Here is a 22,551-nt window from a genome sequence, read left to right as displayed (position 1 = left end):
GTCAGGAGCCCTCCCGGGCGGTGAGCGCGTCGCCGTGGCCGGCGCGCAGGGCGCGGCGGGCGTAGTAGGCGAAGTTCGCCTGGCCGCGCTTGGGGGTGGACGTCCAGTCGTGGGCCTCCTGCGCGAGGAGTTCGGGGATCTCCTGGATCTTCCCGGCGGCGCTCGCCAACAGCTGGAGTTTCGCGGTCCGTTCGAAGAGCAGGGCGAGCGTGCACGCCTCCTCGACCGTCCCGGTGGCGACGAGCTGGCCGTGGTGGGCGAGCAGCAGGGCGCGCTTGTCGCCGAGGGCGGCGGAGATGATCTCGCCCTCCTCGTTGCCGACGGGGATGCCGGGCCACTTCTCCAGGAACGCGCAGTCGTCGTAGAGCGGGCACGCGTCCATGTGGGAGACGATCAGCGGGGTCTCCAGCATGGACAGCGCGGAGATGTGCAGCGGGTGGGTGTGGATGACGCAGTTGACGTCCGGGCGGGCGCGGTAGACCCAACTGTGGAACCGGTTGGCCGGGTTGGCCATCCCGTCGCCTTCGAGGACATCGAGGTCCTCGTCGACGAGGAGGAGGTTGTCCTCGGTGATCTCGTCGAAGCCGAGCCCGAGGCGCTGCGTGTAGTAGGTGCCGGGGCGCTCGGCGCGGGCGGTGATCTGCCCGGCGAGGCCGGAGTCGTGCCCGGCGTCGAACAGGATGCGGCAGGTCAGCGCGAGCTTCTGGCGCACCGTCCAGCCGTTGTCGGGTATCGCGGTCGCCATGCGGCGCTGGGCGAGGTCCACCAGTTCGGACTTGCCCGCCTGGAACGTGTCGGCCATGGGGCCCGGCTCTCCTTCGATCCTCGGTGGTGCCGTGGTTGAGAACACATCGTTCACAGTAGGACACAAGGTGTCCTCCGTCCAGAGTCCGTCCAGGGTCCGTCCAAGGCGCCGTTCGGAATCCCGTGATGGAACGTCAACGGCCGGGAGCCGGTCCACTACCGTTCGGCGGGCGAAGGAGCTTGAGTCTCCAGCAGGGGGAGACGCGAAGGTGGGGGCATGGACGGCGACACGCTCTTCTCGATCGGTGACCTGGCCCGGCGCACCGGGCTGACGGTCAAGACCATCCGGTTCTACTCCGACTCCGGGATCGTGCCGCCGACGGACCGCAGCCCGGCCGGCTACCGGCTGTACGACGTCGGCGCACTCGCGCGCCTGGACCTCGTACGCACGCTTCGCGACCTGGGACTCGACCTCGCCGTCATCCGGCGGGTGCTGGACGACGAGGTCTCGGTGCCCGAGATCGCGGCCGCGCACGCCGACGCCCTGGAGGTGCAGATCCGCACCCTCCGGCTGCGGCGGGCGGTGCTGCGCGCGGTGGCCAAGCGGGGCTCCACCACCGAGGAAATGGATCTCATGCACAAGCTCGCAAAGCTCTCCGACGCCGAACGCCGGCGTCTCATCGGCGACTTCATCGACGACACGTTCGGCGGCCTGGACGCCAACGCCGAGTTCGTCGACATGATGCGCTCGGCCATGCCCGACCTGCCGGACGACCCCGAACCCGACCAGGTGGACGCCTGGGTGGAACTCGCCGAACTCGCCCAGGACCCGGACTTCCGTGCCGCCGTCCGCCGCATGGCGCAGTACCAGGCGGCCGAACGCGCCCAGGGCGACATCACCGGACTCCATCAACAGCTCACGGAGACCGTGCGCGACGAAGTCGGCCGCGCGCTCGACGCCGGCACCGACCCGGCCTCGCCCGAGGGCGGGCGCATCCTCGACACCCTGAGTGCCCGCTACGCGGAGACCTTCGACCGACCCGACGACGCCGACCTGCGCCGGTGGCTGCTGACCCGCCTGGAGGTCGCGGGCGACCCGCGGACGGAGCGCTACTGGCACCTGCTGGCCGTCATCAACGGCTGGCCGGTCCCGCCGAGCCTGGCCCCCGTGTTCGCGTGGCTCACGGAGGCCCTGCGCGCCGGGAGCCGGTGACGCGCAGGGCCGGGTCCTCGCGGCGAGCGGTCACGCCGCGGGGACTCCCCTTCCCCTACCGCTTGACGCGGTTCCCGAGGTCGGTCGGGATGGAGTCGTCGCTGCGGGTGGCGCGCACCTCTGGCCGCCGGGGAGTGGCGGGTGCTAGACAATCACCATGCTGTTTCTGGGGGTCGCGCTGTTCGTTCTCGTGATGACGGTGCGGATGGTGAAGTACGTACTCGACCTGAACGCCGACTTCCGGCGGGTGCGCGGCGAGGGTGTCCGCCTGCAGGCCGAGGTGGTGGACTACGACAAGCGGGTGGGGGACCGGGCCGACGAGTTCTACCTGCGGCCCATCGTGCGGTACTACCTCAACGACCGCACCTACCAGGCCACGGTGGGAAACGCGTCCGGCAGCAATCCGCTGCCGCTGGGTTCGTTCACGACCGTCGTGGTCTCGCCCAAGACGCCCTACGCGCCGTACGACCCGTACCAGGGCATCGGCGGCGCGGTCGTGTTCGCCTTCGTGGCCCTGGCGGCAGCGGTGGGAATGCTGTACTGGGCGATCGTGCGCCTCTGACCGCCGGGTGCGCGTCAGCGGGGCGCGGTGGCGCTCCGGCGCGCCCGGCCGGTGCTCCGTCAGGACGGTGACCTGCACGGCGCAGGGCCTTACGCTCGCGGTGTGTCCGGGTCGAGGCGGGAGGAGGCCGTTGATGGACGCACCGGTCGCGGTCGGAGGGCCCTCGGCGTGGCAGGGGGCGGAGCTGGAGGAGCGCGACTGGGTGGTCCCGGTGGACCGGGTCGCGGAGCACCTGCGTCACGGGCCCGGATTCGCGGTCGTGCGCGGGCTCGACCTGGAGGCGCCGGCCGACGAGGACTGCGTCGAGGTGTGCCGCCGGATCCTGGCACAGGTGGGCGAGGTGCGCCCGGTGGACCTGGCCCTGCCCGGGCACAACCTGCTGACGGCGGGCGCGCAGCTGGACGAGGCGGAGCTCGGGCCGCACACCGACCGGGGGATGTCCCCGCGGCCTGCGCGGCTGATGGCCCTGCTGTGTGTACGCCCGGCGGGCTCCGGCGGCGACTCGCTGCTGGTCAGCGGGCATGCCGTGCACGACGTCCTGCTCGGCTCCCGCCCGGAGGTGCTGCCGGCCCTCTACGGGGACTTCGACTTCGGCGACGGGCCGGGCTACGAGCGTGTCTACCCCGTGTTCCGGCGCAGTGCCGGCCGGCTGGAGGTGCAGTACAACCGGTACTGGATCACTCGCGGTCAGCAGGAGTGCGGCTCGCCGTTGACCGATCGTCAAGTGGAGGCCCTGGATGCCTTCGACGAGGTCGTCGCCGACCCGAGGATGGTCCTGCGCGTGCAGCTGGGGCGCGGTGACCTGTTGCTGGTGGACAACACGACCGTGCTGCACGGCAGGACCGCCTTCGTCGACCCGCCCCCGCCGCGGGCCGGGCGCTGCCTCGCGCGGGTGTGGGCCGACTGAGGGTCGATCCGGTGGGCGAACTGCCCCATGCAGGACCAACCGTCCGGTGGGCCGGCCCAGCCGCCCCAGGGCGCCCCGGCGCAACCTCCGTTACCGGCCCTGCCCCTTCGGGCCGCCGCGCAGGCACGGCGACCGCGAGGGGTGGTCGAGGTCCGGCGGTGACGCCTGGAATGGCGGGGGGTGTGAGGAGTGCCTCTCCCTGGGCGCCGGCCACGTGGCCGACGCTCCCGGCGGCCGGAGAGGCACTCCCCGGCTCCGACGGCGGAGTCAGTGCCTCACGGGCGGCGCAGGAAGACGTCCTGGAGCGCGTTGGTGTCTCCCGGTACCAGGTTGCCGTCGTCGGCGTCGAAGATCACCGTGTCGCCGGTGGCGTCCACGGAGGGGCTGTAGGCGGCCGTGTCGCTCTGCCGGCCGTCGCGGGTCAGGCTGATCCGCTCGATCGTCCCGGTCCACAGGTCGCGGCGGAAGACGTCGGTGGCGTTGTTGGTGTCGCCGGGGACGAGGTTGTCGGCGCTGGAGTCGAAGTAGACCCAGCGGTCGTCGACGGTCATGGCACCGCCGGAGGAGTCGGCGTCGGGGCTGGTGGTGCCGGGCAGGCCGGTGTCGACCTTGGTGGTCCTGCCGGTGGCGAGCTCGTGGACGTACACGTCGAGCCGGGTGCCGCCGTGACCGGGTTGCCCCTGGCCGAAGGTCGCGAGGCTGTAGACGGCGTAGCGGCCGTCCCGGCTGACCCGGGCGTCGTAGGCGGCGCCGCCCAGGTGCCCGGCCTCGTCCACGCTGCCGGCGGCGGTCCTGCCGGTGTCGGCCTTCCAGACGTAGTAGGGGTAGTAGTGGGGCCCGCGTGCAAGCCCTGGGGACGCGGCGAGGGCAGGGGCGGCCGGGAGCAGGTTGCCCGCCCGGGAGCCGAAGCCGATGGTGGAGCCGTCCGCGCTGATCGTGGGGTTGAAGGAGTTGCTGTCGGCGGCCGCGCCGTTCGCGCCGAGGGTGACGAGGCGGCTGGTATGGGTCCAGCGGTCGGTGACGTAGACGTTGTTCCGGCCGCGGGTGGCGGGGCCGGGGGCGAGGTCGCCGCGATCGGAGACGTAGGCGACGTAGCGGCCGTCGCGGCTGATCGAGGGGCTCTGGGCGTCGTACGGGGTCTGGTCGTCGGTGGTGGGCAGGCCGCCCGCGGTGACGAGTTCCGTGCGGCCGGTCCAGCGGTCGCGCACGTAGACGTCGCTGCGGTGCTTCGACCCGCCGGGCAGCACGTTGGTGGCCGTGGTGCTGAACGCGACGTACCGGCCGTCACCGCTGATCGAGGCCTGGAAGGTCATGGCGTCGAGCTTGGCGCCGTCGGCGGCGACGCTGACCCGCTCGACGTGGCCGTTGCGCAGGTCCTTCACGTAGATCTCGGTGTTGTTCGGAGTGCCGCCCTGGGGCAGCAGGTTGGTGGCCGTGGACGAGAAGAGCGCGGAGCGGCCGTCGTCGCTCAGCCCGAGCGCGGTCGAGTAGCCGTCGAGCTGCTCGCCCTTGGCGCCTTCGCTGACGCGGGCGGTGTCGCCCTTGGGTGGGCGGGCCTCGGCGGACGGCGTCGCGGCGCCGACCGCGAGGGCGACCGCCAGGACGGCGGCGGCGCGCGCCGACCGGCGGCGGGTGCGGGCGGTGGTCATGGAACGTCCTCCCCTGATGACGGTGCCGGGCTCCGACACCCCCGCGGCCCGGCTCGGCAAGAGCCAAGCGCTGCGGCCGACTTGTGGTCAACGGCCGGGCGGGAGGTCGACCGGAATTCCGGCCGAAACCTCCCCCTCCGGTACGACCCGGCCAGTCGTACCGGAGGGGGAGTGCCGCTACGGGCGCCAGACCACCGCGAGGTGGCGGGTGACCCAGGGCTGGGGGTGGAAGTCGTCGGCTAGCGGGGCCTGATGGGGAGGATGGTCTGCCCGGTCAGCGGAGGGACAGGACCGCGACCTCGTGGCCGAAACCGACCGCGAGCCGCCCGCCTGGAGCCACCGCCACCGCAAACACTGGTGCGGGGAACCGCAGTTCCGTCCCCACTTGCTCGCCGGTGGCCGAGTCCCATACCTCTACCGTCCCGTCCTCGCCGACGGTGACGGTGACCGCCCGGCCCTCCACCTCGCCGGTTTCCACCGCCGAGATGTCTTCGCTGTGGCCTCGCCGGGGGTTGCCGATCTGCTCGCCGGTGGCCAGGTCCCACACCCGCACGGTCCCGTCCTCGCCGTCGGTGACGACGACCGGCCGGCCCTCCACGTCGCCGGTTTCCACCGCCGAGATGTCTTCGCTGTGGCCTCGCCGGGGGTTGCCGATCTGCTCGCCGGTGGCCAGGTCCCACACCTGCACCGTCCCGTCCTCGCTGCCGGTGACGGTGAACGGCCGGCCCTCCACCACCCCGGTTGCCACCGCCCACACCTCCAGGGGAGGACCTTCCAAGGGCTCGCCGATCTCCTGACAGGTGGCCAGGTCCCATATCCGCACCGTCCCGTCGTGGCCGCCGGTGACGGCGACCGGCCGGCCGTCCACCACGCTCGTCGCTACGGCGGACACTGTGCGGTCGTGGCCGTGCAGGAGGGTGCCGATCTGCTCGCCGGTGGCCAGATCCCATACCCGCACTGTCTCGTCGTAGCTGCCGGTGACGGCGACCGGCCGGCCGTCCACCACGCTCGTCGCTACGGCGGACACTGTGCGGTCGTGGCCGTGCAGGAGGGCGCCGATCTGCTCGCCGGTGGCCAGATCCCATACCCGCACTGTCTCGTCGTGGCCGCCGGTGACGGCGACCGGCCGGCCCTCCACCACCGCCGTCGCCACCGCCCGCACCACGCCGTCGTGGCCGTGCAGGAGGGCGCGGGTCTGCTCGCCGGTGGCCAGATCCCATACCCGCACCGTCTTGTCGTCGCCGACGGTGACGGCGACCGGCCGGCCTTCCACCTCCCCGGTGGCCACCGCCCGCACCACGCCGTCGTGGCCGTGCAGCGGCTCGCCGACCTGCTCCCCGGTGGCCAGATCCCACACCTGTACCGCGTTCCCGCCGGTGACGGCGACCGACCGGCCGTCCACCACCGTCGTTGCCACCGCGTACACCACGCCGTCGTGGTCTATCAGGGGGTCGCCGATCTGGTCACCGGTGATCAGGTCCCACACGTGTACCTCATCGCCCTCACAGATCTCGAGGGCGACCGGCCGGCCGTCCGCCACCGCCGTCGCCACCGCGCACACACCTCCCCCGAACCCGGGGTCGTTGGCGGTCATGACCTGCCGGGCCCGGGCATCAACCTGGCTGCCGGTCGACCACTCCACCTGCCACCGCGGCGCAGGCTCGCCCACCACCGGAACGGCACCGATCCGCGCAGCCAGCTCCATGTCCCCGTACCGAGCCGCGTCCAGCGCCAGCAACTGCCGACGCACTCCCGCCGTCTCATACCGGTGAACATGCGCCGACGCCCGGTACACCGCCGCCACCAAACGAGCCTCCCGACCCGCTCCCGAGTCCAGCAGGCCCCACACCCGCGCCGGATCGCCGTTCACCAACAACCCCAGGTCCGTCCACCACGCACCCGCCACCACCGGACCGGCACCCGAACCACCCTCACACGCATCACCATTCATGACCGGCACCGTAGACGCACCCGCTGACAACCACCGCCTCGGGCACGACCGGGGACCCAGCGGCGCGTCGGGGGACTTCCGCCGGCGCTTCGGGCGTCGGCCGTTCATGCGCTCCTCGACCGCGTCGGCGCGGACATCGTCGGGTGAGCCCAGGAGCACCGTCAGCGCGGTCTGTGCGAGACGCCGGTTGGCGCTGTTGGGGATCCGCTTGTTCCGCCGGACGTTCCTGCGTGAGGTCTTGTCGTTCTCGCCGTAGTCGTTCCGGTGGTCCTTGAGGTGGCTCAGCCGCTTCTATTCCTGGGGTGTCCTGCGCTTCACCGTTCCTGTGCCGCCTACGCCTTCGACCGGCCTGCGTCTTGTCAGTGCGGCGGACGCCTTTGGCGCCAATGGACGTGGCCCCCTCGTCGTCGAAGCACCTCCTGGCGCGCACGCTCGGCCTCTTCCGCGGCCCGTCGACGGGCCGCGGCCTCCGGCGACTCGGGCGGGGGCGCGGAGATCCTCGGGTCGAAGGGCGGCATTGCACCCGGCCGCCCGGTTCGGCCGGTGGCGATCCACCGGCGCAGCGCGAAGCAGGCGACCGGCGGCCAGAGGAGCAGCGCGAGCACCCACAGCACGATGATCGTGGACCAGACCGAGCCGTGGGTCAGGGAGTCCGGCAGGTTCGATGCCATTGTCATCAGCAGCACGAGCAGCGCCACCCAGGTGCCGACGATCACGGCCGCCGCGCGGACACACCCCATGGCTCCCCCTTGTGTCAGTGTCGGCATCGGCATCGGCGTGCCCGAGCTCCCGCAACTGAAGCTCTACCGTTGATTCTTACCCCTGGCTCGACAGCTCGTCGACGTCGGCACGGCGTTTCGTCCTCACGCGCAGGAAATCGACCGGCCCGACTTCCTGCACAAGGGAAAGCAGCGTGTCGCCGTCCGGCTCGCCGATGAGCCTCACAGCGTGAGCATCGCCGCCGCGACCTCCTCGGCGGTCGTGTCGGGGAGCGCGGTCGCGGCCTCCTCCAGCACGAGCAGCCGTGCGCCGGGGATCTCGCGTGCGAGCGCCTCGCCGTTGCCGACCGGGAAGAACGGGTCGCGGCGGCCGTGCACCACCAGCGCCGGGACGGCGATCTCGCCGAGGCGCTCGCGCCAGCGCGGCGTGCAGTCGAGCCTGGCGAACACCATGCCCAGCTGGTTGGCCATCTGGACCGCGGGCGCCGTGCCCGGGGTGCGGTCGAAGATGCGCTCGGCCCTCGTGCGTGCCGCGGCGGGGTCGTCGCCGCGGATCTCGGCGCCGGCGGCGGCGTACTGCGCCACGGCGGCGCGGTCGGACCAGTCGGGCAGGGCGAGCGCGAACCGCCGCTCCCTCGTCGCCGGGTCGTGGTCGGGCAGGTCGTCGTCGACCGGGCCAGGGGCGACGGGCCTGGTCCCGACGAGGGTGAGCGCCGAGAACGCCTTCGGGTGGTCGAGCGCGGCGACCTGGGCGACCATCCCGCCGACGCCGATGCCCGCCAGGTGCGCCGGCCGGTCGTCGAGGCCGCGGGCGAGCGCGGCGGCGTCGGCGGCGAGGTCGCGCAGCGTGTACGCCGGCGCCTCGGGGTCGACGGTCGTGGACGCGCCGGAGTCGCGCAGGTCGTAGCGCACGACGTGACGTCCGCCGCGGGCGAGCGCGTGGCAGAGCGCGTCGGGCCAGGAGAGCATGGTCGTGCCGCCCACGAGCAGCACGAGCGGCGCCGCCGCGTCGCCGAAGTGCTCGACCCCGAGCGTCACGCCGTCGGGCGTGCGGAACGTGCGGACCGTCGAGTGCATCGTCAACCTCCGGTACGGATACGGGTACGGATACGGGTAAGGGAGCGCGGGCCACGCTACTCGCGCTTCGGTCCTGATTCAGACGGCCGACGCGATCGCCCGGGTGACGGCCGTGATCGCCGGGGTGGGGCGCCCGGGCAGGCGGGCCACGAGCACCCGGCGGACCTCGGCGGGCGCGCCGTCGACGCGCAGCAGGCTCACCCCGGGCGGCAGCAGCGGCGCGAGCCCGGACGGCACCGTCGTCACGCCGAAGCCGCCGGCGACCAGGCGGAGCTTCGTCAGCCAGTCGCGGGCGGCGTGGACGACACGCGGCCGTCCCGGCAGGCCGGGCCAGACGCCGAGCAGCGGCTCGGAACTCGACGACGGGGTGGCGATCCACCCGACGTGGACCAGTTCGTCGACGTGGACCGTGCCGCGCCCGGCGAACTCCCCGGTCGACGGCACCGCCACCACGAGTTCGGTGTCCGCGACGGTCTCGACGTGCAGGCGCGGCGACTCCCCGTCGAAGGGGCGGTGGGGTGGGCGGGACGTGAGCACGGCGAGGTCCAGCGAGCCGGCGCGCAACGCCCGGACCAGGGCGGGCGTGGTGCCCTCGCTCGTGGTGACCGTGATCCGCGGGTCGGCCGCCGCGAGGCGGGCGAGGGCGGCGGGGAGGATCGCGGCGCCCGCGCTCAGGAACACCCCGAGCCGTACGAGCTCGGCCTGCGGGGCGGCGTCGGTGAGCTCGCGCTCGGCCGCCGCGAGCGAGGCCAGGACCGTGTGGGCGTGCCGCAGCAGGGTCAGGCCGGCGGGGGTGAGCCGCACCCCGTCCGGGCGGCGTTCGAACAGGGTGGTGCCCGCGCTGCGTTCGAGGGCGGCGGCCTGGCGGGAGACGGCCGACTGCGTGTAGCCGAGCCGCGTGGCCGCCGCGGTGAAGCTGCCGGACTCGGCGATCTGCCGCAGGACCCGCAGTCCCGTGCTGGAGATGTCCATGCGGCCTACGCATACCACGGATGCCGATTCTTCGCTTCCGGCATGCCCGCCCGGCTCCTAGGGTCGATCCCGAGAGCAGGGACGAACACGGAGGTCATGACGTGCGAGCAGCGGTTCTGACGAATTTCGGCGCGCCGCTGGAGGTGCGGGAGGTGCCCGACCCCGAGGCCGGCGGCGGCGAGGTGGTGGTCGAGGTCCTCGCCGCCGCCGTGGCGCCCTACGCGGCCGAGGTCTTCGACGGAAGGCGGAAGTACCCCCTCGTCCCGCCCGTCGTGCCCGGGATCGGCGGCATCGGGCGGATCGTCCACGTCGGCCCGGACGCCACCCGGCTGCGCGTCGGCGACCTGGTGTGGTGCGACTCGACGGTGCGCTCGCGGGACGACGCCCTGACGCCCGACATCACGCTCCAGGGCTGGAGTTCACGCGGCGAGGGCGGCGCGCGCCTCGCCCGCCACCTGCACGACGGCTCGTTCGCCGAGCTCATGCGGGTGCCGACGGAGAACGTCTACCCGCTGCCCGCCGCGGCGGGGGAGGACCCGGCCCGCTGGGCCGCGCTCGGCGTGCACGTCATCCCGTACGGCGGGCTGCTCGCCGGCGGCCTCGCGGCCGGCGAGACGCTGCTCGTCAGCGGAGCCACCGGCAACCTCGGCAGCAGCGCGGTCGCGGTCGCGCTCGCGATGGGAGCGGGCCGCGTGATCGCCCCGGGGCGCAACCGGGCCGTGCTCGCCCTGCTGGCCGACCGCTTCGGTCCGCGGCTGCGCCCGGTCCCGCTGACCGGGGACGAGACCGCCGACCGCGCGGCGATGTCGGCGGCGGCCGACGGCCCGATCGACCTGGTGCTCGACCTGCTCCCGCCGAGCGCCCCCAGTTCGGCGTCCCGAGCGGCGGCCATGACCGTGCGCGAGTACGGCCGCGTCGTTCTCATGGGCGGCGTCGGCATGCTCGGCGGCGAGGACCTCGCGCTCCCGTACCCGTGGATCATGCGCAACTCGATCACCGTACGCGGGCAGTGGATGTACCCGCGCACGGCCAACGTCGGCATCATCCGGCTTCTCGCCTCGGGCACCCTGGACCTCGCCCCGGAGCGCGTCCGGTCGTTCACCCTCGACGCGGTCAACGACGCCATCGCGTACGCCGCCGCTCACGGCGGCCCCTTCGACCGCACGAGCCTTGTGCCGTTGACTGCCTGACGCAGCGCCAGGATGTGGTTGTGGCCGGCGGCGGGGGCAGCGTGGGGACGAGGTGGTGCTCACCCTCGGGCCCGAGGGTCTCGATCAGCTCCGCCCGCCACCGCTTCGCCCACTCGGGGTTGAGAGAGTGCAGCAGCGTGGCCCGGCGCTTCCACTTGGCCGCCAGATGCTTCTCCCCGGTCAGGCCCCGTTTATTCGTCCAGTGGAGGGCGAGGGTCGCGGTCGCATCGGCGTACGCCCAGTACAGCAGCTCGTCGGGATCGCGGGTGGTCCGCGAGAAGCAGATCACTCCTCGTTCGAGGGCGAGGTACTGCAGCGTGCCGTCGCCGCAGACGAGGATGAACGGGCGGGCGCCGTCATGGTTCTCGAACGTCGGCCCGTCCTTCAGCCCGATGGCGGCGCCGAGTCGCGCGATCTCGGCCTCCAGGTGCCGCCGCATCCGTGCTGCCCTGTCCGTGGTCATCGTCCTCACCGTGTCGCTGCCGCCCGTGCCCGGGGCGGAGCGAAGTCTGGGCCGTCTCCGGCGCGTTCCCGACTCGCCGATCGCGATATCGGCCGGGCGCGCCGAGCATAGCCGATTCTCGTCGATCTGACGATAATTCGCCTGGGTGCTTCGCGGCGATGGGGACCGTGTTCGATGCCTCTCGTGACGATGCTGTCGCAAATCCGCCAGCCGGCAGGCGACTTCCGCTGGTGGAATACCGGTCATGACTTCACAGCACGACAGTGCAGAGCTGTTCCACGCCCTCCATGCCCCCGCCGCACCGCTGGCCCTGGCCAACGCCTGGGACGCCGCCAGCGCGCGCCTGGTCGAGGCGGCGGGGGCCCGGGCCGTTGCCACCACGAGTGCCGGTGTCGCCTGGGGGCTCGGGGCCGCGGACGGCAACCGGCTCGACCGGGACCAGGCCATCGCGTTGATCGGCCGGGTGGTGGACGCGGTGTCCGTCCCGGTCACCGCCGACATCGAGAGCGGGTTCGGCGCCACTCCCGCCGAGGTCGCCGACACGGTCGCCCGGGTTGTGGCCGCCGGGGCCGTCGGGATCAACATCGAGGACGGATTCCCGGTCGGCGGCTCGGTGCTGCGGCCGGTCGCCGACCAGTGCGAGCGGCTCGCCGCCACGCGCGCCGCGGCCGACGAGGCCGGCGTCCGGCTCTACGTCAACGCCCGGGTCGACACCTACCTCTTCGGCGCCGGCCCGGAGGAAAACCGCCTCCAGGAGACCCTCGACCGCGCCCGCGCCTACCTCGACGCCGGGGCCAGCGGCATCTTCGTACCCGGCGTCACCGACGTCGACGTGGTCGCCGCACTCGCCGCCGGAATCCCGGCCCCGCTGAACATCCTGGCCGGCCCCGGCGCGCCGTCCGTCGCGGAGCTCTCGAAGCTCGGCGTCGCCCGGGTCAGCCTCGGCTCCGCGGTCGCCGAGGCGGCGTACGCGGTCGTCCGGCGCGTGGCGGCGGAGCTGGTCGCCACCGGCACCTACACGGGCCTGACGGACGCCGTCGACTACGGCGAGTTCAATGCCCTGATGCGCGACTGACGGGACGTCACGGTGTGCTTACCGCTCGTGACGCCGGGCAGTATCCTGGCGCACGCACCGGAGGCCCACCTGACGGAGGACGCATGCCGAACGACGAGGACCGGACGACCGAGGACGGGGCACCGACGGCGGCGGAGGAGAGCCTGCGCCGCTCGGCCGCCTTCCTGATCGACGAGGCCCTCGGCTTCGTCTTCCCCGCCGCCCTGCGCGCCGCCGCCGAGACCGGGGTGGCCGACGCCCTCGCGGACGGCCCGGCCACCGCCGCCGAACTCGCCGCCGCCACCGGCACCGACGCCCGCAACCTGTACCGGGTGCTGCGCCTGCTCGCCACCCGGGACGTCGTCGCCGAGGACGAGCACGGCCGCTTCACGCTGACCGAAACCGGGCAGGCGCTGCGCAGCGACGTCCCGTACTCCGCGCGCAGCGCGGTGCGGATGCTCACCGACCGCACCTTCTGGCTGCCCGCGGAGCGGATGGTGCACTGCCTCACCGAGGGCACCGCGGCCTTCGACGCGGTCTTCGGCAAGCCGTTCTTCGACCACTTCGCCGGGGACGCGGAGACCGCCGCCGTCTTCCACGTGGGCATGGCGGCGATGTCCGACCCGGAGAACGCCGCCATCGCGGCCGCCTGCGAACTCCCGGACAGCGGAACGGTGGTGGACGTCGGCGGCGGCCACGGCGGCCTGCTGCTGGAGGTGCTGCGCCGCAACCCCGGCCTGGAGGGCGTCCTCTACGACCGGGCGCACGTCCTGGCCGGAAACCGGCTGGACGGCGACAAGGAGATCACGGGCCGCTGGACCACGGCGGAGGGCGACTTCTTCAGCGCAGTGCCCACCGGCGACGTCCTCCTCCTCAAGCGGATCACCCACGACTGGGACGACGACGAGTGCGTCACCCTGCTCGGCCACTGCCGCCGGGCCCTGCGCCCCGGCGGCCGGCTCCTCGTCCTGGACGCCGTCGTCCCCCGGGACAACGCGCCCCACCAGGCGAAGAGCCTGGACCTGATGATGATGACCTCCCTCACGGGCCGCGAGCGCACCGAGGCGGACTTCGCGGAGCTCTTCGACCGTGCCGGGCTGCGCCTGTCCCGGATCCTCCCCACGCCGACGGTGCTGTCCGTGGTCGAGGCCGTCCCGGTGTGATGCCGCTGTGGGCGGGTGTTCCGGCAGGCGGCATGCCCGTCCGTTGTGGGCTTCGAGCCTGTCCGGGTGACTCCAGGGCGCTGCCGTCCCGGCGGCGGCCGACGCTTCCGCTACGAACGAGGGGCACTGTCCCACCGGAGAGAGGAAGCTCCCACCGTGGCCGTACCCACCACCTTCGACCGGACCGCGACCGGTTACAGCCTCGCCCACGCCTACTGCCTGGCCAGAGCCGCGGCCCTCGCCTACCAGGACGACACCGCCATCGACCGGCAGGCCCGGGACTGGGGCTTCGACACGGTGCGCCACCACGAGACCCGGTTCACCCCGCCGTTCCCGTTGCAGGACACCCAGGCGTACACCATGGCGAGCGACCGGATGATCGTCATCGCCTTCCGCGGCACCGAACCCAAGGAGATCCGCGACTGGCTCACCGACTCCAGCACCCCACCCTGGCCCGGGCCCGGCGGCACCGGCTACGTCCACTTCGGCTTCGCCGAGGCCCTCGAATCGGTCTTCCCCGACGTCCGCAAGGCCATCGGCGAGCTGCGCACCGACGACCAGAGCATCTGGTTCACCGGTCACAGCCTCGGTGGCGCCCTGGCGATGCTCGCCGCCGCCCGCCTCACCCTGGAGGACCCGCGGCTGACCGCCGACGGCGTGGTCACCTTCGGCCAGCCCCGCACGTGCGACCGCATGCTCTCCGCGGCGTACAACAAGGCGCTCAAGGGCCGCAGTTACCGCTTCGTCAACAACAACGACATCGTCCCCCAGCTTCCGCCCGAGCCGGCCTTCACCCACACCGACGCCCTGCGCTTCATCGATTCCACCGGCACCATTCACGAGGGCGCCAGCAGCCTCCTTTCGGGCATCGCCAACCGTGCCAGGGGCCTGACAGCCGCGGCCTTCGAGCCTACGGGCGAGGGCGTGCGCGACCACCTGATGCGCAACTACCTGGCGGCACTGGAGAAGAACCTGTGAGTTCACGGCCCGGGCCGCCCTCGCACGGCTGACCGGCCGTCCGCCGCCGACAGCCGTGCGCACCCCGCGGCGGGTGTCGGCGGCGCGGGGCAGCGGGGCGGCCGCCACACCCGCGTTCTGCCGGGCGACCCGGGGGCGAGGACCACGCCGCGCTGACGCGCTTGTGCGAGCCCGCGTCGGACGGTGCCGTGCCTGTGTGACGACGTTCTCCGTCGGTGCCCCGGGCGACGCTACTGCGTGGGGACCCAGCCCGGGAGGGCCGGCAGGACCGTCTCGGCGACCCGGCGCAGGTCGGCGTCGTCGGGGGTCCCACCGTCCTGCCGGAAGAGGGAGAACTGGTAGGCCTTGCCGGTGGAGTCCTTGGGGTTCGTCGCGACGGTCAGGTTCCGGGTGAGGGGGCCTTGCTTGTCCTTGCCGCCGAAGAGCGCGAGCGCGTGGCCGGAGGAGGCCACCGCGGGGTGCCCGAGGACGGTGACGCGCTCGGTGTTCGGACTGTCGCCCAGGGACGAGACGGCCCACGGGGCGTCGCTGACGGCGACGACGTAGTGCTCCAGGCGCACCTCCGCGATCGCGAGTCCGTCCGAGAGTCCGGGTGCGGCGTTCGACACGTGGTCGTTCGGGGTGCCGAGCAGGGCCGGCAGGTCGGGGCGGTTGAGGGCGGCGCACAGGGCCGCGTACTCGGGCGGGCCGGCGGGCCCGGGCCCGCTGCAGACCGCCTGCGTCCGGTGCGGCTTGAGGACGCCCGTCGCCCAGAGACCGGCCGTGGTGACGGTGGCCAGCAGGACGACGCCGCATATGACCAGCAGGACGCGGGTCATCTTGTCGGGGCCGGTGCTGTTCTCGGTCGTGGCCTCGGTCTCGGTGGCGTGGGTCTCGGTCGTGGCCTCGGCCTCGGTCTTGGTACCGGTTTCCATCGGTGGGTCCCCTTTCCCGGGAAGCTCGTTCTCGACCGCTCGGGGGCCCGCGAACGGAGATGATCTTACGTCCCCGCCCTCGCGCTCACGTACGACTGCGCTGGTCAGCCCGCCCGATCAGGGGATCGACGTCCGCCCGACGCCCGCCCGACGGCCGGACGGGGCACACGACAGGGCGCACTGTAGCGCTCCGCACCGGCAGTCGTGCAACGGGTCGTCAACAGAATCCGCGGTTCCCCTCCCCCACCGGCCGTCTGCGGTCGATCATGCAGGAGTGCCGAACGACGACGCCCTGCCCACGCCACCCCCACCCACCACCTGGCCCGACCGCCACGCACGGCACATCGTCCGCTGCGCACGCGAGTTGTCCCTTTGGGGATACGACTGGGCCGAGGGGATCCCCGACGCGCAGGACATCGCGATCCTGCTGCGCCGGACTGCGGCGGAGGCCCGCAGTTCGCAGGTCAGCCGGTCGATGACCGAGGCCGGGGCGCTGCTCGGCGTGGCGGCGGCCGCGGCGGAAGCGGCCGCGCGGTGGGACCGGCCGGTGTGCGCCGCGTCCGTCCCCCTGTCCGCCTGGCACCTGCGTCGTGCCGCGGCGAACCTGGTGGCGGCGCGGGGGGTGTTGGCGGCCGGTGCGGCATCAAGCGGCCCGACGTTCCTGCCGCCGCAGCGCGTGGCGCCGTGTGACGGCCCGGTGCCGGGGCCGCGACCGAGCCGATGATCGGCGGTCAACCTCCGGGCGCACCACCGTTGTCACCCGGGCGGGTGACGACCGGGGCGGTGCGCAGCCGGTGGGTGCGGTGGACGGCCCCGTGCCGGAACTCCGGGTCCCCGGCCGGCATGCGGCAGGTGTAGCACGGCCCGGCCCGGGGCCGCTGCGCGTACGCCCGGGTCGTCGAACCCGACCCGCTTCACGGCGTCATGCCGGCCTCCGGTGCGGCGGCGACGGAAGGTCCAGGGTGCCCCGCCCCGATCAGGTCGAGGACCTCCGCGGTGGGGCGCACGTCGGCGAAGGACCGGTGCAGGGTCAGCAAGGTGGCGTTGTGGACCTCATCGCTGCGGGTCGCCGTTCCGTCGGCCACCACGACCACGCGCAGGCCGAGGGTGAAGGCGTCGCGCGCCGACCCGGCCACGCACACGTCGGTCACGACCCCGCACACCAGCACGGTGTCGATGCCGCGCTCGGCCAGCAGGCCGGGCAGCGGGCAGAAGCCGGGGAAGAAAGCGCTGATCGCGTCCTTCTCGACGATCAGGTCGCGTTCCTCGTCCACCGTGAACTCGGGCCGCAGGCGTCCGGCGAGCGGGCCGCTGCCCCCGGAGGCCCGGTAGAGCTCGGCGACGCGGGGCCCGTAGAACGCCTCGCGGGCCGCCGTCGGCCCACCTGCCCCCGGCAGCACCCAGGCCACGAGGCCGCCGGCGTGCCGCAGGGCGTCCGCCAGGGCCTGGATCTGCGGGACGACGCCGCGCGCGTACGGCCCGTCGAAGAACGGCACCATGTCGATCACCACCAGGGCGGTGCGAGCCGGATCGAGCCGGGTGTAGGCGTGCCGGCGGCCGCGGCGCTCCTCCTGGCGCGCGTACTCCCGCTCCGGGATCGACCAGGCGTGCAGGCGGACGGGGGCGTCGGCGGTGCCGGGGGCGTCGGCGGCGTCGGCGGGCAGGGTCAAGGCGGGACTCCTTCGGGCCGGTGGGCTGTGGTGCGGGGCAGGAGCTGTCATGGTCGGTGCGCCGATCCTGGCAGTGTCCGGGACCACGCGTCGGAAGGTCTGCGGAGTTGTCATCACTTCGAGTTGGATCGGCGTCCTGTCCACGGATGGGCATGCGGTGGTGAAGGACGGTGGTCTGGCGGGGAGTTGGATGGATGAGACGAATGGTGCGAAGCGGCTGCGTTTGTCGGGGAACTGGATCGGGGTGGTCTTCAATGACGGTACGGCGTGGGTGAAGGAGGGGGATCTGTACGCGGCGTGGACGCCGGGGACCGTCCGAACAAGGTCGCGGATCTCCAGCTCGGCCGTGCCACCGGCCGCAGCACTCGACGAGTGACCGCGGCCGGCCCCGGCGCATTTTGCGGGATTGTTCCGCCGATTTAAACATTCGCGGCGGTATTCAAATTTCCGGTCGCCCTTTCTACTCTCCGGATATGGCGAACGGCGTTTTCCACACCGCGTACGGCATCGAGATCAACCTGACCCTGCCCGACCTCGGACATCCCGACCGGCCCGGCCTGCTGGCGGAGATCACCGCTCCGGTCGACCGGCGCGAGCGCGAGTTGCTGGAGTGCCTTGAGCACCACCGCGACGGCTATTGCCAGGCCGAGGAGGACGATCGTGCTCCCTGGATGACGATCCGCCGGAGAACCGTCGGCGGCCGCACCGTGTGGGTGGCCGCCCACCTTCCGGTGCGTCACATTCCCACCGCCGAGGAGAGCGCGAAGCAGGACGCGATGAAGGAACGCATCGCGCGCGCGGCGGAGCGCCACGGCCTGCGCGCGGAGGTCGAGGCGCGGGCGGCCGACGGCCGGATCCGCACCGACGTCCTCGTCACCGGCGAGTCGGGCCTGCGGATCGGCTGGGAGGCCCAGTACGCGCCCATCAGCGCCGAGACGGTGCGCCGGCGCTCCCGCAGGGCCACGGAGCACGGGATCGTCCCGCTGTGGGTGACCGACACCGATCGGTCCGCCGCCGTCGAGCGGGCGCCGTGGGCCCGGGTCGACAATTTCGGCTGGCGGGAGATCGCCTCCTCGCTCGCGATGGTGGTCCGCGCGGGGGTGCGGCACCTGCAGCAGTGGAAGTGCCTGCCGAGCAGCGAGCGGCCCTGCCCGGTCAACGGGAGCTTCTGCAACCGCTTCCACACCGGGTGGTACCTGCCGGCGCTGTGCCTGCCGGCCAAGCCGCCCACCGAGGTCGACGAGCTTGTCGTGGCCAGCGCCGACGGCGAGTTCGTGCCGATGCGGGTGCCGAGCCAGAGCGACCCGCGCTCCGTCTCACGGATGTGGGTGCCCGCGGCCGACCGGGACCGGTGGCACGCGGCCTTCGGTCCGGACGACGAGGAGGAAGGCGCCCTCGATCAGCCGGCCCCCGACGCCGGGATCACCTACACCCGCCAGGAGCTCGACCCGACCTGCCGCTACGGCGAGGAGACCTTCACGTTCGACGACCCCCGCCCCCGGCGCGGGAACTCCGCGGGCGCCGGCCTGCACACGCTCGACGAGGTCCCCGAGAGACTATTCAGAGTGCCCCGCCAGGAACGCAGGCTCGTCGTGACCGAGCCCCAGCGCGAAGCCGCCGCCGTCGCGCACGGCTGCGAGGCGTGGCAGGTCGGTCCGTGTGCCGGGTGCGGGTCGCCGATCCACCGCTACGGCGCCCGCGGCGTCCACGCGTGCGCGGGGTGCCGCACGCGCGTGGCGGGGCGGTGACGGCCGGGGCCGCGCCGACGCCCCGCCACCGCCCGCCCGGGGCGCGCCGCACCGAACGCGCGCCGCCGCCGGCCCCCAACGCGCCGTGGAGCGGGGGCGAACCGGCCCGGTCGGCGACCTGCTACGCGCAGGTGGTGCGCGGGCCGATGACGCCGGTGGTGAACCGGATGGGCTTCCCGCTCTCCCGAGGCGTCCCCTCGGCCGAGTATGGGCGGTGATCGCACGCTCCGGCCGCGCGGCCGGCCGGTTGCCGCGCCGTCACCCGACCCGGCTCGCCTGCGCCAGTGCCAGCAGACGGCGCAGGGCGGTCGGGGTGTGGCCGAGGCCGGCGCCGCCGGAGCGGGCCTCGTCGAGGCGGGTGGCGGCCACGCTCGCGGCCGTCGGCTGCTGCCTGTTCCTCCACGGCCGCCGCGCACTCGGCGCCTTCCTCGCCGCACTCGCGGCCCTCACCCTCGCCCTGGTGGTGCTCGTCGTCGTCCCCGGGCTCAACCCCGACGGCGTGTACCCGTACCTGTCCAGCGTGGACGGGCCGTCCGGCGATCCGGTCGCCAGACTCCTGATGCCGGGCCAGAAGTGGGTCACCCTGGCCGTGCTGCTCGCTCCCACGGCCTTCCTGGCGCTGCGGTCCCCGCTCCTGCTGCTCGCGGTGCCGACGCTGGGCTGGCGGTTCTGGTCCACCAACCCCGCGTACTGGGGCACTTCGTTCCCCGCGCGGCAGGAGGCCGACGCCCTTCGCGCGCTCGCCTCCGCCGGGTGCGCCCCGGTCCGCGGCGGCGGCATCACCGTCTACCGCCTTGGTGGGGAGGGGGTGTGAAGGAGTGTGATGATCCGTCAATCAAAGCCTTCTCAGCGCCATTTGAAGATCATGAACATGTTATGTTCTCTGGCGCCAAGATCATCTGACTTGGCGTCACATGGTTCATCGAGGAGAAACTGTGTCTTTCGCAGCACGGGGGAAGCGCACCATGGCAGCGGTCGGCCTCGCCGTCGCGGTCGCCATCGGCGGCGCCACGCTGGCCACGCCTGCCTACGCCGACGACGTCTACGGCCACTGCACCGGGGACGGTGTCCGCCTCCGCTCCGACCCGAGCACCTCGGGCGCGATCCTCGGCCTCTGCTACACCGGCCAGCGGCTGGCGCACCGCGACGTGTCCGGTGACGGCCAGTGGGACCTGGTCTACGACGTCGACAGCGGCGTCACCGGCTGGATGTCGCACGGCTACTTCAGCTGGTGACACGTCCCGCCGAGGGACCGATGGCGATGTAGGGAGAGGCCGCCCCGCCGGTGAGACGGGGCGGCCTCTTGCCGTCCGCATCCGTCTCAGGGCGGGAGCGGCGAGGGCGGGCCGGTGGAGGCGGCGGTTGCCCCGCTCACTCGTGGGCGCTGATCTCCCCGCCGATGCCGAGCACGATGTACACGCCGTTGGCGTCGACCCCGGCGTCGTGCTGGTCGGCCTCGAACGTGCCGTTCACCACGCCGTCCAGGCCGAGGATGTCCGCGCGGTAGTGGAGCTCGCCGAGCTTGGTGACCTTGGCCGTCCAGCCGCCCGCGAGCTTGAAGGTGCCCGGGCCCTTGTGGGAGCCGCCCATCCAGGCGTGCACCGTGCCGTCCATCGAGAGCACGACGAACATGTCGTTGGCGTCGACCCCGGCGTCGTGTCCGTTCGCCTCCAGGGTGCCGTAGACCTGACCGTCGTGGACGATCTTGGCGACGTAGTGCAGTTCGCCGAGCTCAGCGGGGGCTGAGGAGGCAGAATTCGTTGCCTTCCGGGTCGGTCAGGATCCTCCAGGAGATGACGGACTGGTCGATGCCGGGGTCGGTGGCGCCCAGGGCGCGCAGCCGGGCTTCCTCCGCCGCCACGTCGTCACCGCGGTAGGGGCTGACGTCGAGGTGGACGCGGTTCCACCCGCTCTTGGTGTCGGGGGTGCGGATGAACTCCAGGTAGGGGCCGATGCCCTGGGAGGAGCGCATGGTCGCGTGGTCGTCGGCGACCTCGTGCAGCGTCCAGTCCGTCGCCCCGCCCCAGAACCGCGCCATCTCGCGCGGGTCGGTGCAGTCGACCACCACCGCGGCGATCGGCCCGGTGTCCCGGTAGACCTCGCGGGGCTCCAGGACGCAGAACTCGTTGCCCTCGGGGTCGGCCATGACGGTCCAGGGGACCTCGCCCTGGCCCACGTCGGCGAGCGTCGCGCCGAGGTCCTTCAGGCGCGCGACCAGCTCGGCCTGGTGGGCGGCCGAGGTGGTGGCCAGGTCGACGTGGACCCGGTTCTTCGCCGTCTTGGGCTCCGGGCGGGCGATGATGTCGATGCAGACGGCCGCGGGGTCGGGGTAGGCGAAGCCCACGGGTTCGAGGTTGGTCACGCCGGGCGCCTCGTGGTGGACACCCCAGCCGAGCGCCTCCGCCCAGAAGCGGCCGAGCGCGTCGTCGTCGTGGGCCTTCATGTTGATCTGCACGAGTCGTGTTGCCATGGTGCGGATCCTAGGGGCAGCAGCCGGCCGACGGCATCCGATTTCGGTCGGCGCAGCGGGTGTTCCGGCTGGTCAAGGGCGGTGGCGGTGGCGGTGGCGGTGGTGGTGGCGAGGGCGGCGGCGAGGACGCGGGGCGGTCGGGTGCCGGGCCGTCATCGCTGGGCGGCCGCCTCCCGGAGGGCGTCGAGCAGGCCCTGCACCGCCGGGTGGGACAGGGCGGTCTCGCGGACGGCGGCGTGGACGGTGCGGACCGGTTCGGGGCGGCGCACCCGGCGGACCACGACGTCGGGGTGGCGGCCGGTGAGCCCCAGCCTCGGCATCACGGCCACGCCGAGGCCGGCGGCGACGAAACCCCGGGCGGTGGCGTGGTCCTGGCCGTCCACCACGACGTCGGGGCTGAAGCCGGCGGCGGCGCAGGCCCGGAGCACGGGTTCCAGGCAGGGGCCGGGCGGCTCGCTGCCGATCCACGGCTCCTCGGCGAGGTCGGCGAGGTCGAGGACGCGTTTGGCGGCCAGCGGGTGGTCCGCGGGAAGGACCGCCACGTAGGCGTCGTCGAGCAGGTGCACCAGCCGGACGCCCGGCACGGAGGCCTCGGGGCCGCCGATCACCAGGGCGAGGTCGGCCCGGCCGTCGGCCACCTCGCCGAGCGGGTCCTCGGGGTCGTTCAGCCGCAGGTCGATCCGCACGCCGGGGTGTTCCCGGCGCACCCGGGCGACGGCGGGCGCCACCAGCCGGGCCCCGACCGTCGCGAAGTAGCGGATGGCGAGCCGTCCGGTGCGTCCGGCCCGCAGTTCGGCCAGGGCCGTCTCCGCCTCGGCGACGTTGCGGCTGATGGTGGCGGCGTGTTCGGTCAGCAGGCGTCCGGCCTCCGTCGGCCGCACGCCCCGGCCGGCCCGTTCCAGCAGGGCGGTCCCGGCCTCCCGCTCCAGGGCCGCGATCTGCTGGCTCACGGCCGAGGGGGTGTACCCCAGGTTGGCCGCGGCGGCGGTGACCGATCCGCTGCTCACGACGGCCCGGAGCACCTGCATACGCCTCACATCGAGCATGTAGCACAGCTTAAAGGAGATGAAGATCTTTTCGCTTGTGCTGTCGAATCGGTCCGGGCAG

The 22,551-nt window shown here is 73.2% G+C and carries 25 protein-coding genes; 12 read left to right on the top strand and 13 right to left on the bottom strand.

Translation table 11 applies throughout. The annotated features are described in order from the left end of the window. Position 1: 1 nt before the first annotated feature. A complete protein-coding gene (locus tag ACFVSN_RS01350; RefSeq protein WP_380509671.1) occupies positions 2 to 802 on the bottom strand; it encodes an aldolase in 801 nt (266 codons plus the stop codon). A gap of 219 nt (positions 803 to 1,021) precedes the next feature. Between ACFVSN_RS01350 and ACFVSN_RS01345 the strand changes: the two genes are divergently transcribed. The 3 genes from ACFVSN_RS01345 to ACFVSN_RS01335 all read left to right on the top strand — a co-directional run bounded on the left by ACFVSN_RS01345 (position 1,022) and on the right by ACFVSN_RS01335 (position 3,426). Beyond that, positions 1,022 to 1,957, top strand: coding sequence for a MerR family transcriptional regulator (locus ACFVSN_RS01345; RefSeq protein ID WP_387596278.1), 936 nt, complete (start codon positions 1,022 to 1,024; stop codon positions 1,955 to 1,957). A 157-nt stretch (positions 1,958 to 2,114) separates the two neighbouring features. Beyond that, complete coding sequence (locus ACFVSN_RS01340; RefSeq protein WP_387596281.1) at positions 2,115 to 2,519, top strand: hypothetical protein; 405 nt, start codon at positions 2,115 to 2,117, stop codon at positions 2,517 to 2,519. A gap of 133 nt (positions 2,520 to 2,652) precedes the next feature. Then, positions 2,653 to 3,426 carry a TauD/TfdA family dioxygenase gene (locus tag ACFVSN_RS01335; RefSeq protein ID WP_380490756.1) on the top strand — a complete coding sequence of 258 codons (774 nt, stop codon included), beginning with the start codon at positions 2,653 to 2,655 and terminating at the stop codon, positions 3,424 to 3,426. Positions 3,427 to 3,701: 275 nt separating this feature from the next. Here ACFVSN_RS01335 and ACFVSN_RS01330 read toward each other — a convergent pair whose 3' ends face one another. The 6 genes from ACFVSN_RS01330 to ACFVSN_RS01305 all read right to left on the bottom strand — a co-directional run bounded on the left by ACFVSN_RS01330 (position 3,702) and on the right by ACFVSN_RS01305 (position 9,794). Next, on the bottom strand, positions 3,702 to 5,075 hold the full coding sequence (locus ACFVSN_RS01330) for a hypothetical protein (protein ID WP_387596284.1): 1,374 nt from the start codon (positions 5,073 to 5,075) through the stop codon (positions 3,702 to 3,704). A 274-nt stretch (positions 5,076 to 5,349) separates the two neighbouring features. Beyond that, the gene (locus tag ACFVSN_RS01325; RefSeq protein ID WP_387953576.1) at positions 5,350 to 6,825 is read right to left on the bottom strand and encodes a WD40 repeat domain-containing protein; all 1,476 of its coding nucleotides are present in this window, start codon (positions 6,823 to 6,825) and stop codon (positions 5,350 to 5,352) included. Positions 6,826 to 7,385: 560 nt separating this feature from the next. Further along, complete coding sequence (locus tag ACFVSN_RS01320) at positions 7,386 to 7,766, bottom strand: hypothetical protein (protein ID WP_387596290.1); 381 nt, start codon at positions 7,764 to 7,766, stop codon at positions 7,386 to 7,388. 76 nt (positions 7,767 to 7,842) lie between these two features. Next, positions 7,843 to 7,971, bottom strand: a complete 129-nt coding sequence (locus tag ACFVSN_RS01315; protein ID WP_387596293.1) for a hypothetical protein — start codon at positions 7,969 to 7,971, stop codon at positions 7,843 to 7,845. Further along, the gene (locus ACFVSN_RS01310) at positions 7,968 to 8,822 is read right to left on the bottom strand and encodes an alpha/beta fold hydrolase (protein WP_387596296.1); all 855 of its coding nucleotides are present in this window, start codon (positions 8,820 to 8,822) and stop codon (positions 7,968 to 7,970) included. Before ACFVSN_RS01310 ends, ACFVSN_RS01315 begins: the two co-directional genes overlap by 4 nt. A gap of 78 nt (positions 8,823 to 8,900) precedes the next feature. Then, positions 8,901 to 9,794 (bottom strand): LysR family transcriptional regulator, encoded by an 894-nt coding sequence (locus tag ACFVSN_RS01305; RefSeq protein WP_387596299.1) that lies wholly within the window; start codon positions 9,792 to 9,794, stop codon positions 8,901 to 8,903. Between the two features lie 101 nt (positions 9,795 to 9,895). On the opposite strand from ACFVSN_RS01305, the gene ACFVSN_RS01300 reads away from it, so the two are divergent. Next, positions 9,896 to 10,984 (top strand): alcohol dehydrogenase catalytic domain-containing protein, encoded by a 1,089-nt coding sequence (locus ACFVSN_RS01300; RefSeq protein WP_387596301.1) that lies wholly within the window; start codon positions 9,896 to 9,898, stop codon positions 10,982 to 10,984. Here ACFVSN_RS01300 and ACFVSN_RS01295 read toward each other — a convergent pair. Further along, positions 10,908 to 11,447 carry an Imm63 family immunity protein gene (locus ACFVSN_RS01295; RefSeq protein WP_387953575.1) on the bottom strand — a complete coding sequence of 180 codons (540 nt, stop codon included), beginning with the start codon at positions 11,445 to 11,447 and terminating at the stop codon, positions 10,908 to 10,910. The genes ACFVSN_RS01300 and ACFVSN_RS01295 overlap by 77 nt on opposite strands. 244 nt (positions 11,448 to 11,691) lie before the next feature. Between ACFVSN_RS01295 and ACFVSN_RS01290 the strand changes: the two genes are divergently transcribed. The 3 genes from ACFVSN_RS01290 (at position 11,692) to ACFVSN_RS01280 (ending at position 14,642) form a co-directional block, all read left to right on the top strand. After that, positions 11,692 to 12,522, top strand: a complete 831-nt coding sequence (locus tag ACFVSN_RS01290; RefSeq protein WP_387596307.1) for an isocitrate lyase/phosphoenolpyruvate mutase family protein — start codon at positions 11,692 to 11,694, stop codon at positions 12,520 to 12,522. A gap of 83 nt (positions 12,523 to 12,605) precedes the next feature. After that, a complete protein-coding gene (locus tag ACFVSN_RS01285) occupies positions 12,606 to 13,664 on the top strand; it encodes a methyltransferase (RefSeq protein WP_387596310.1) in 1,059 nt (352 codons plus the stop codon). A gap of 156 nt (positions 13,665 to 13,820) precedes the next feature. Then, a complete protein-coding gene (locus ACFVSN_RS01280; RefSeq protein ID WP_387596313.1) occupies positions 13,821 to 14,642 on the top strand; it encodes a lipase family protein in 822 nt (273 codons plus the stop codon). Positions 14,643 to 14,872: 230 nt separating this feature from the next. Here ACFVSN_RS01280 and ACFVSN_RS01275 read toward each other — a convergent pair whose 3' ends face one another. Beyond that, positions 14,873 to 15,556: a DUF6215 domain-containing protein gene (locus ACFVSN_RS01275; protein ID WP_387596316.1), complete on the bottom strand. Its 684-nt coding sequence runs from the start codon at positions 15,554 to 15,556 to the stop codon at positions 14,873 to 14,875. 274 nt (positions 15,557 to 15,830) lie between these two features. On the opposite strand from ACFVSN_RS01275, the gene ACFVSN_RS01270 reads away from it, so the two are divergent. Further along, positions 15,831 to 16,280 (top strand): hypothetical protein, encoded by a 450-nt coding sequence (locus ACFVSN_RS01270; RefSeq protein WP_387596319.1) that lies wholly within the window; start codon positions 15,831 to 15,833, stop codon positions 16,278 to 16,280. Between the two features lie 190 nt (positions 16,281 to 16,470). Here the strand turns inward: ACFVSN_RS01270 and ACFVSN_RS01265 are convergent, their stop codons facing one another. Beyond that, on the bottom strand, positions 16,471 to 17,226 hold the full coding sequence (locus ACFVSN_RS01265; RefSeq protein WP_387596322.1) for an isochorismatase family protein: 756 nt from the start codon (positions 17,224 to 17,226) through the stop codon (positions 16,471 to 16,473). Positions 17,227 to 17,275: 49 nt separating this feature from the next. On the opposite strand from ACFVSN_RS01265, the gene ACFVSN_RS01260 reads away from it, so the two are divergent. From ACFVSN_RS01260 to ACFVSN_RS01245, 4 genes are all read left to right on the top strand, one after another. Beyond that, a complete protein-coding gene (locus ACFVSN_RS01260; protein ID WP_387596325.1) occupies positions 17,276 to 17,602 on the top strand; it encodes a hypothetical protein in 327 nt (108 codons plus the stop codon). A 97-nt stretch (positions 17,603 to 17,699) separates the two neighbouring features. Next, the gene (locus ACFVSN_RS01255; protein ID WP_387953574.1) at positions 17,700 to 18,974 is read left to right on the top strand and encodes a hypothetical protein; all 1,275 of its coding nucleotides are present in this window, start codon (positions 17,700 to 17,702) and stop codon (positions 18,972 to 18,974) included. Between the two features lie 358 nt (positions 18,975 to 19,332). Further along, on the top strand, positions 19,333 to 19,788 hold the full coding sequence (locus tag ACFVSN_RS01250; protein WP_387600719.1) for a hypothetical protein: 456 nt from the start codon (positions 19,333 to 19,335) through the stop codon (positions 19,786 to 19,788). A gap of 151 nt (positions 19,789 to 19,939) precedes the next feature. After that, entirely contained in the window at positions 19,940 to 20,209 is a 270-nt protein-coding gene (locus ACFVSN_RS01245) for an SH3 domain-containing protein (protein WP_329925605.1), read from the top strand. Between the two features lie 136 nt (positions 20,210 to 20,345). Here ACFVSN_RS01245 and ACFVSN_RS01240 read toward each other — a convergent pair whose 3' ends face one another. From ACFVSN_RS01240 to ACFVSN_RS01230, 3 genes are all read right to left on the bottom strand, one after another. Next, the gene (locus ACFVSN_RS01240) at positions 20,346 to 20,606 is read right to left on the bottom strand and encodes a hypothetical protein (RefSeq protein ID WP_387600722.1); all 261 of its coding nucleotides are present in this window, start codon (positions 20,604 to 20,606) and stop codon (positions 20,346 to 20,348) included. Between the two features lie 100 nt (positions 20,607 to 20,706). Then, positions 20,707 to 21,444 carry a VOC family protein gene (locus tag ACFVSN_RS01235; RefSeq protein ID WP_387600725.1) on the bottom strand — a complete coding sequence of 246 codons (738 nt, stop codon included), beginning with the start codon at positions 21,442 to 21,444 and terminating at the stop codon, positions 20,707 to 20,709. A 152-nt stretch (positions 21,445 to 21,596) separates the two neighbouring features. Beyond that, a complete protein-coding gene (locus ACFVSN_RS01230) occupies positions 21,597 to 22,490 on the bottom strand; it encodes a LysR family transcriptional regulator (RefSeq protein WP_380490806.1) in 894 nt (297 codons plus the stop codon). Between the last annotated feature and the right edge of the window lie 61 nt (positions 22,491 to 22,551).

Origin of the sequence: Kitasatospora sp. NPDC057904 (assembly GCF_042887925.1) — a bacterium.
Lineage (GTDB): Bacteria > Actinomycetota > Actinomycetes > Streptomycetales > Streptomycetaceae > Kitasatospora.
This window is presented reverse-complemented; position numbering and strand designations above follow the sequence as displayed.

Bases quoted from the DNA above. Each gene is read 5' to 3' on its own strand.
- ACFVSN_RS01295 (WP_387953575.1), bottom strand. From the start codon at position 11,447: ATGACCACGGACAGGGCAGCACGGATGCGGCGGCACCTGGAGGCCGAG.
- ACFVSN_RS01275 (WP_387596316.1), bottom strand. From the start codon at position 15,556: ATGGAAACCGGTACCAAGACCGAGGCCGAGGCCACGACCGAGACCCAC.
- ACFVSN_RS01320 (WP_387596290.1), bottom strand. From the start codon at position 7,766: ATGGGGTGTGTCCGCGCGGCGGCCGTGATCGTCGGCACCTGGGTGGCG.
- ACFVSN_RS01305 (WP_387596299.1), bottom strand. From the start codon at position 9,794: ATGGACATCTCCAGCACGGGACTGCGGGTCCTGCGGCAGATCGCCGAG.
- ACFVSN_RS01340 (WP_387596281.1), top strand. From the start codon at position 2,115: ATGCTGTTTCTGGGGGTCGCGCTGTTCGTTCTCGTGATGACGGTGCGG.
- ACFVSN_RS01240 (WP_387600722.1), bottom strand. From the start codon at position 20,606: ATGTTCGTCGTGCTCTCGATGGACGGCACGGTGCACGCCTGGATGGGC.
- ACFVSN_RS01260 (WP_387596325.1), top strand. From the start codon at position 17,276: ATGGTCGGTGCGCCGATCCTGGCAGTGTCCGGGACCACGCGTCGGAAG.
- ACFVSN_RS01310 (WP_387596296.1), bottom strand. From the start codon at position 8,822: ATGCACTCGACGGTCCGCACGTTCCGCACGCCCGACGGCGTGACGCTC.
- ACFVSN_RS01230 (WP_380490806.1), bottom strand. From the start codon at position 22,490: ATGCTCGATGTGAGGCGTATGCAGGTGCTCCGGGCCGTCGTGAGCAGC.
- ACFVSN_RS01285 (WP_387596310.1), top strand. From the start codon at position 12,606: ATGCCGAACGACGAGGACCGGACGACCGAGGACGGGGCACCGACGGCG.
- ACFVSN_RS01235 (WP_387600725.1), bottom strand. From the start codon at position 21,444: ATGGCAACACGACTCGTGCAGATCAACATGAAGGCCCACGACGACGAC.
- ACFVSN_RS01350 (WP_380509671.1), bottom strand. From the start codon at position 802: ATGGCCGACACGTTCCAGGCGGGCAAGTCCGAACTGGTGGACCTCGCC.
- ACFVSN_RS01255 (WP_387953574.1), top strand. From the start codon at position 17,700: ATGGCGAACGGCGTTTTCCACACCGCGTACGGCATCGAGATCAACCTG.
- ACFVSN_RS01345 (WP_387596278.1), top strand. From the start codon at position 1,022: ATGGACGGCGACACGCTCTTCTCGATCGGTGACCTGGCCCGGCGCACC.
- ACFVSN_RS01245 (WP_329925605.1), top strand. From the start codon at position 19,940: ATGGCAGCGGTCGGCCTCGCCGTCGCGGTCGCCATCGGCGGCGCCACG.
- ACFVSN_RS01330 (WP_387596284.1), bottom strand. From the start codon at position 5,075: ATGACCACCGCCCGCACCCGCCGCCGGTCGGCGCGCGCCGCCGCCGTC.
- ACFVSN_RS01335 (WP_380490756.1), top strand. From the start codon at position 2,653: ATGGACGCACCGGTCGCGGTCGGAGGGCCCTCGGCGTGGCAGGGGGCG.
- ACFVSN_RS01290 (WP_387596307.1), top strand. From the start codon at position 11,692: ATGACTTCACAGCACGACAGTGCAGAGCTGTTCCACGCCCTCCATGCC.